The sequence below is a fragment of the Erwinia sp. genome, assembly GCF_049696395.1.
Classification (GTDB): Bacteria; Pseudomonadota; Gammaproteobacteria; order Enterobacterales; family Enterobacteriaceae; genus Erwinia.
Window position 1 is genome coordinate 1 of sequence record NZ_JBAVTT010000089.1, and the last position, 6,691, is coordinate 6,691.

The 6,691-nt window shown below is 54.9% G+C and carries 4 protein-coding genes; 1 reads left to right on the plus strand and 3 read right to left on the minus strand.

Features of this window, described 5'->3' with window-relative positions; all coding sequences use genetic code 11:
• Positions 1–50: 50 nt before the first annotated feature.
• Both WCC56_RS11210 and bglX read right to left on the minus strand, forming a co-directional pair.
• On the minus strand, positions 51–923 hold the full coding sequence (locus WCC56_RS11210) for an oxygenase MpaB family protein (protein ID WP_424692449.1): 873 nt from the start codon (positions 921–923) through the stop codon (positions 51–53).
• Between the two features lie 116 nt (positions 924–1,039).
• Complete coding sequence (gene bglX, locus WCC56_RS11215) at positions 1,040–3,340, minus strand: beta-glucosidase BglX (RefSeq protein WP_424692450.1); 2,301 nt, start codon at positions 3,338–3,340, stop codon at positions 1,040–1,042.
• A 204-nt stretch (positions 3,341–3,544) separates the two neighbouring features.
• Here bglX and dld point away from each other — a divergent pair, with 204 nt between their 5' ends.
• A complete protein-coding gene (gene dld / locus WCC56_RS11220; RefSeq protein ID WP_424692451.1) occupies positions 3,545–5,323 on the plus strand; it encodes a D-lactate dehydrogenase in 1,779 nt (592 codons plus the stop codon).
• Here the strand turns inward: dld and WCC56_RS11225 are convergent.
• A partial coding sequence (locus tag WCC56_RS11225; protein WP_424692452.1) for a mechanosensitive ion channel family protein occupies positions 5,301–6,691 on the minus strand: 1,391 nt, incomplete at its 5' end. The genes dld and WCC56_RS11225 overlap by 23 nt on opposite strands.

The window sequence follows — 6,691 nt, forward strand, 5'->3', positions numbered from 1 at the left end:
AAACGCGAGTTCTGAGGCCGAGGTTTATCCCATTGAGCGCGGGATAAACCTTAACCCCTTCTCCCCATACGCTGCATAGCGCGCTGATAGGCTCCACGGCGGATGGACCAGCGCAGGGCTTTGGCCAGCAGATTGATGCGCACACGGATAAGACGACGGCGAAGCGGAGAAAAACGGAAACCGAACTGCTGCTGTGCCCATTCGGGTAACAGTTCAATGCCAGCCATCATCATCGCTTTCATTGCCGGTCGCGCCTGCCAGCTGGGGGCCGGGGCATTCATCAATATCGACAGCACTTCCCTGGTTCGCTCGTCGCAGCGTAGCTGTGGCTGCATTGCCAGCAGATAAGCCTCAACCTCCTGCACCGATTTTGGCACCTCTTCCGCTCCCAGCGCTTCGGCTACAAGCGCGGCTTCCGCATAGTATCGATCCTGCTCTGCCAGGCTTAGCTGCGGATTTTTGTAACGCACGTGCGAGGCGAGAAAACGGCTGGTTTCTGCCACATGAACCCAGGTGAGTAAACGGGGATCGCTGGCAGCATACACCGTGCCCTGCGCATCAACGCCGGTCACCTGCAAATGGATGCGCTTCACCCGTTCAATCAGCGTTTGAGCATCCTGCGTGTTACCAAACGTGGTCACAGCAATAAACTGGCTGGTCCTTCGCAGCCTTCCCATCATATCCTGACGGAAAGTGGAGTGGTCCCACACGCCAGCCAGCGCCAGCGGATGCAGCATCTGCATCAGCAGCGCCGATATCCCGCCGCAAAGCATCGAGGAAAAGTCCCCATGTACCCGCCAGATAACGCTGTCAGGGCCGTATAAGCCCGGATCGCCCTCTGGTTTTGAGAGATCAAACTCGTTCATAGCCAGACCATTTAACCGAAAGACCTGTTGCTGAATTCTGTCGCGAAACGAAGGCATAATGGGGCTGATTACCTGTTGAATAAATAAAGGGACGAATAAATTCGTCCCTCAGAATGAGGCACCGGCAGGATGAAAACCTTCAGCCTGCCTGGCCAGTTTACGGCAATCGTCCGTTATAAGTAGTCAAACTCTGCGTCAGTGGTGCGGGCAGAATCCAGACCGATCATCACGTTGAATTTACCTGGTTCAGCCACCTGCTGCATCTTCGCGTTCCAGAACTTCAGTGCGTTGACATCAATCGGGAAGGTCACCGTCTGCGACTCGCCCGCTTTCAGCATGATCCGTTTAAAGCCCTTCAGCTCTTTCACCGGACGGCTGATACTCGCCATCTCGTCATGCAGGTACATCTGCACCACGGTTGCACCATCACGATCGCCGGTGTTGGTCACCGTCACGCTGGCATTGACCGTGCCGTTACGGGGCATAGTGGCAGAGGACATTGTCACTGACGACAGGCTGAACTGGGTGTAGCTCAGGCCATAACCAAACGGGAACAAGGGACCATTAGCCGCATCGTAATAATGCGAAGTGTATTTGTTTGGTCTGGTGAAGTCATACGGACGACCCGTGTTCAGGTGATTGTAATAAATCGGGATCTGCCCCACTGAACGCGGGAAGGACATCGGCAGTTTGCCTGACGGGTTATAGTCACCAAACAGCACATCGGCAATGGCATTACCGCCTTCGGTGCCGCTAAACCAGGTTTCCAGTAACGCATCAGCCTGCATATTCTCTTTGACCATGGCCAGCGGGCGGCCATTCATCATCACCAATACCAGCGGTTTGCCGGTTGCCTTCAGCGCATCAATCAGCGTCAGCTGGCTGGGTGGAATAGTGATATCACTGCGGCTGGAGGCTTCATGCGCCATGCCCTGGGACTCGCCCACCACCGCCACAATCACGTCGGCTTTTTTCGCTGTGGCTACAGCTTCATCCAGCATCTGTTTTGGCGTGCGCTGGTCAACGATCACCGAGCCTTTCTCATACTGATTGAGGAAGTCCTGAATCGCTTTGTTATCCGTAATGTTGGCGCCTCTGGCATACAGAACCCTGGCCTTATCGCCCAGGGCATTTTTCACCCCCTGCAAGACGGTGACAGACTGATTGGCCTTGCCCGCTGCTGACCAGCTTCCCATGATGTCACGCTGGCTGTCGGCCAGTGGCCCAATCAACGCCACGGTACCGGATTTCTTCAGCGGCAACGTGTCCAGACGGTTTTTCAACAGCACAATGCTTTTGCGTGCCACATCTCGCGCTTCGGCGCGGTGGAGACGACTTTCCGCGTTGGTATCAACCGGGTCGCTCTCTTTCGGGCCCAGATGGCTGTAGGGGTCGTTAAACAGGCCCATATCATATTTTACGTTGAGGACGTGGCGAGTGGCGTCGTCGATCTCTTTCTCGCTGACTGCACCGGTTTTGACCAGTCCCGGCAGATATTTGCTGTAATACTCGTCGCTCATGCTCATGTTAACGCCGGACTGAATCGCAATGCGCACCGCATCCTGAGGATCGCTGGCGACACCGTGTTTGATCAGCTCTTTAATCGCGCCGTGGTCGCTGATTGTGATGCCTTTAAACTTCCACTGATCGCGCAGCAGATCTTTCAGCAACCAGCTGTCTGCCGTGGCAGGAACGCCGTTGAGGGAGTTCAGCGCGACCATCACGCCGCCACTTCCGGCATCCAGTGCCGCTTTGTAAGGCGGCAGATAATCCTGTGCCAGACGCTGTGGGCTCATGTCTACGGTGTTGTAATCACGCCCGCCTTCCACTGCGCCATAGGCTGCGAAATGCTTCACGCTGGTCATGACTGAATAGCGATCCGCCGGGCTTTTCCCCTGCATCGACTCCACCATCGTGCGGCCCATGGCTGAAGTCAGGTAGGTATCTTCGCCAAAGCCCTCAGAGACTCTGCCCCAGCGCGGTTCGCGCGTGACATCCACCATCGGCGCCCAGGTCATATTCAGACCATCGTCCGCCGCTTCATAGGCAGAAATACGTCCGACGTTAGCCACGGCATCCAGATCCCAGGTGGCGGCCAGGCCCAGAGGGATAGGGAACACGGTACGCTGACCGTGCACCACGTCATAGGCAAAAAACAGCGGGATTTTCAGGCGGCTGAGTTGCATCACCTGATCCTGCATCACGCGGATATTGTCACGCGTAACGGTATTGAAGATCGCCCCAACCTGCTCATGCTTAATCATCTCGCGGATAGCTTCTTTCGGGTTATCCGGCCCGACGGTGATCAATCTCAATTGCCCTATTTTTTCATCAAGGGTCATTTTAGTCAGCAAATTCGTCACAAACGCATCACGGGCTTCAGGGGTTAGCGGATGTGGGCCAAACAGGTCTTCAGCAAAAGCCGGCTGCAAGGTTAAAGCGGCAGCGAGGCTGACAGAGCAAATCCATTTCATCAGGTTGGTTTCTCTCAAATAACTGCGGGGCAAAAAGAGTCTGCGCGACAAAGTCACAAGATGCGCAGTGTGCCATAAGTTCAGGATAGCAGGTAGTGTTCAACGTACTGGCGCGATCGGGGTCTGATTTTTAGCGCTTCCGCCTGCTGTCGGGTCGGCTGCAGCTGCTAAAGTTAGGATGTGACAAATAAAAGGACAAAGGATATGCACAACGCTTCCCCTACCGGCAGCCAAAAACTGGTTGCCGAGTTGCTCCGCATCGTCGGCCGCACTCATCTTCTTACCGACCCGCAACAAACAGCACGCTATCGCACCGGATTCCGCTCCGGTCAGGGCGAGGCGTTAGCGGTGATTTTTCCCGGTTCACTGCTGGAACAATGGCGCATCCTGCAAGTCTGCGTAGCAGCCGATGCCATTGTCCTGATGCAGGCAGCGAATACCGGTCTGACCGAAGGCTCAACGCCGAACGGCAACGATTACCCGCGCGATATCGTGATTATCAGCACGCTGCGGATGGATAAAATCCAGTTACTGGATCAGGGTAAACAGGTGTTGGCTTTTCCTGGCAGTACGCTGTATCAACTGGAAAAAGTCCTCAAACCGCTGGGGCGTGAGCCTCATTCTGTGATTGGCTCTTCCTGTATTGGCGCTTCGGTACTCGGTGGCGTGTGTAATAACTCAGGCGGCTCGCTGATTAAACGCGGGCCAGCCTACAGTGAGATGGCGCTCTATGCGCAAATTGATGCTCAGGGAAAACTGACGCTGGTCAACCATTTAGGGATTGATTTAGGCACCACGCCGGAACAGATCCTCAGCCGCCTGGACGATGAAACCTGGCAGCAGAGCGCGGTGAAATACGATCAGCGGCAGGCGTCGGACCATGAGTATGCCGACCGCGTTCGTGAAGTCGAGGCTGACACCCCTTCCCGCTTCAATGCTGATGCCCGCAGATTATTCGAAGCCTCCGGCTGTGCGGGTAAACTGGCGGTCTTCGCCGTGAGACTAGACACCTTTGTCAGTGAAAAGGAGCAGCAGGTCTTTTACCTGGGCACCAACAATCCCGATGTGCTGGATGAACTTCGCCGCCATATGCTGCAAAAATTCAGCCATCTTCCGGTTGCCGGTGAGTATATGCATCGCGACGCTTTTGATATCGCAGAGGTGTACGGCAAAGATACCTTCGTGATGATCGATAAGCTCGGCACCGATAAAATGCCGCTGTTCTTTACGCTGAAAGGCCGCGCAGACGCTCTGTTGCAACCCGTTACGTTCCTGAAACCGAACTTCAGCGATCGACTGCTGCAAAGAATCAGCAAGGCTTTACCCTCGCATCTGCCCAAACGGATGAAGGAATATCGCGATCGTTTTGAACATCATCTGATGATTAAAATGGCCGGTGAGGGCATTGCTGAAGCGCGTGAGTATCTGACAGCCTATTTCGCTAAGGCTGACGGCGAGTTCTTTGAATGTACGCCGGAAGAAGGCAGCAAAGCCTTCCTGCACCGTTTTGCCGCCGCGGGTGCTGCCGTGCGCTATCACGCGGTTCATCATGATCAGGTGGAGGATATTCTGGCGCTGGATATCGCGCTGCGCCGTAACGATCGTGACTGGTTTGAACGTTTGCCGGCAGAATTTGATGATTCGCTGGTGCACCGCCTCTATTACGGCCATTTCTTCTGCCATGTCTTCCATCAGGATTACATTGTGAAAAAAGGGGTGGATGCGCATGCACTGAAAGAGAAGATGCTGGCGATGCTGGCGGACCGTGGTGCGGAATATCCGGCTGAGCATAACGTTGGGCATCTGTATGCCGCCAAACCGCAGCTGAAGGCGTTTTATCAGCAGCTGGATCCGACCAACAGTTTTAATCCTGGGATTGGTAAAACGACCAAAGCGAAACACTGGGGAGAGTGTGGATGCGGTGCGCCATCTGCTACTCACAGCGGCGCACCGGAAGAGGTTATCCCTCAGCAGGATCCTTAACCACCAGCGCGCCGTTACGCTGTTCGACAATCATGGTTTGCGGCGTGGACAACACCACGCCCTCTTTACGCAGTCGGGTCAGGATATCGAACAGCAGGTCGCTCTTCGCCCCTGAAACCTGACGCGGGCTGGCAACGTTACCTGTAACTGACAGGACGATACCGGCAGGCGTCAGATCTTTGAACGAGACGGACGGTTCAGGGGTTTCCAGAATGCGTTCGTTATCGTTATAGACTTCCAGCAACAGATCGCGCACTTGCTCAGGATTGATGTCCAGAGGGAACGTCAGCGTGATGGTCGCCACACCCTGCGCATTTCCCATGGTGGCGTTACGCACGTTCTGAGAGATCAGCTGAGAGTTGGGCACAATCACCGTAGATTTATCACCCAACTGGATCTCAGTAGCACGCACATTGATGCGACGAATATCCCCTTCGATACCGCTGATACTGACCAAATCGCCCACTTTAACCGGGCGTTCCGTCAACAGGATCAGGCCAGAGATAAAGTTTTTTACAATCTCCTGCAAGCCAAAACCGATACCTACCGACAAGGCACTGACAATCCAGGCCAGCTTGTTCCATTGCAGCCCCATAATCGACAGCGCCAGCAGGAACACCAGCACATATCCGAGGTTGCTGAACAGGGTAATCAGCGAGACGCGCATGCCCACGTCCATCGTGGTCTTCGGCAGGAAGTCATTGTCCAGCCAGCGCTTAACCGAGCGCAGCACATAAATACCCACCACTAAGGTGATCAGCGCATTCAGTACATGAGCTGGAACAATGTTCAGCGTTTCCAGGCCCTTTCCGCCCCAGAATTCTATCGCCTTCTGCACCAGTTCAATCGGCGTTGAGCTGCCGAAAGTGCCGTTTAACAGCGCCATTGCCGCAGAGAGCACCAGCACGGTTTTACCCAGCCCGGCCAACAGCGCAGCCACCTGCGCCAGATGCCGCTCATCAATGTTAAGGGACCGCTGGATGCTTTTGCCGGACGCGTTGTTGGTGGAGAACAGGCTTTCACAGCCATCCACCACCAGCTGGCTGAGGATATAGAACGAGCCAAAGACGATGCCCATCCAGATCAGTTCATAGCTCAGGAAGCGCGCAAGGGTCACGTAACCAATCACCAGCGTCACCATGATCGAGATACCGAACAGAGTAATGGCCATCTGGATCAGCCCGACCAGCGTCGATTTGGCTTCAGGCTGCTGCCCTTCCAGCAGCATTCTGCGACGAACACGGTTAGTGCGGAAGCTGATAGACAGGGCGGTAAAACCGATCAGTAAAGCCGTTAATCCGTTGGCAAAAATCGTGGTGCCCACGCTGGTGTTCGCGCTGCTGTTCAGGATCTCAACCGTCTGGAAGA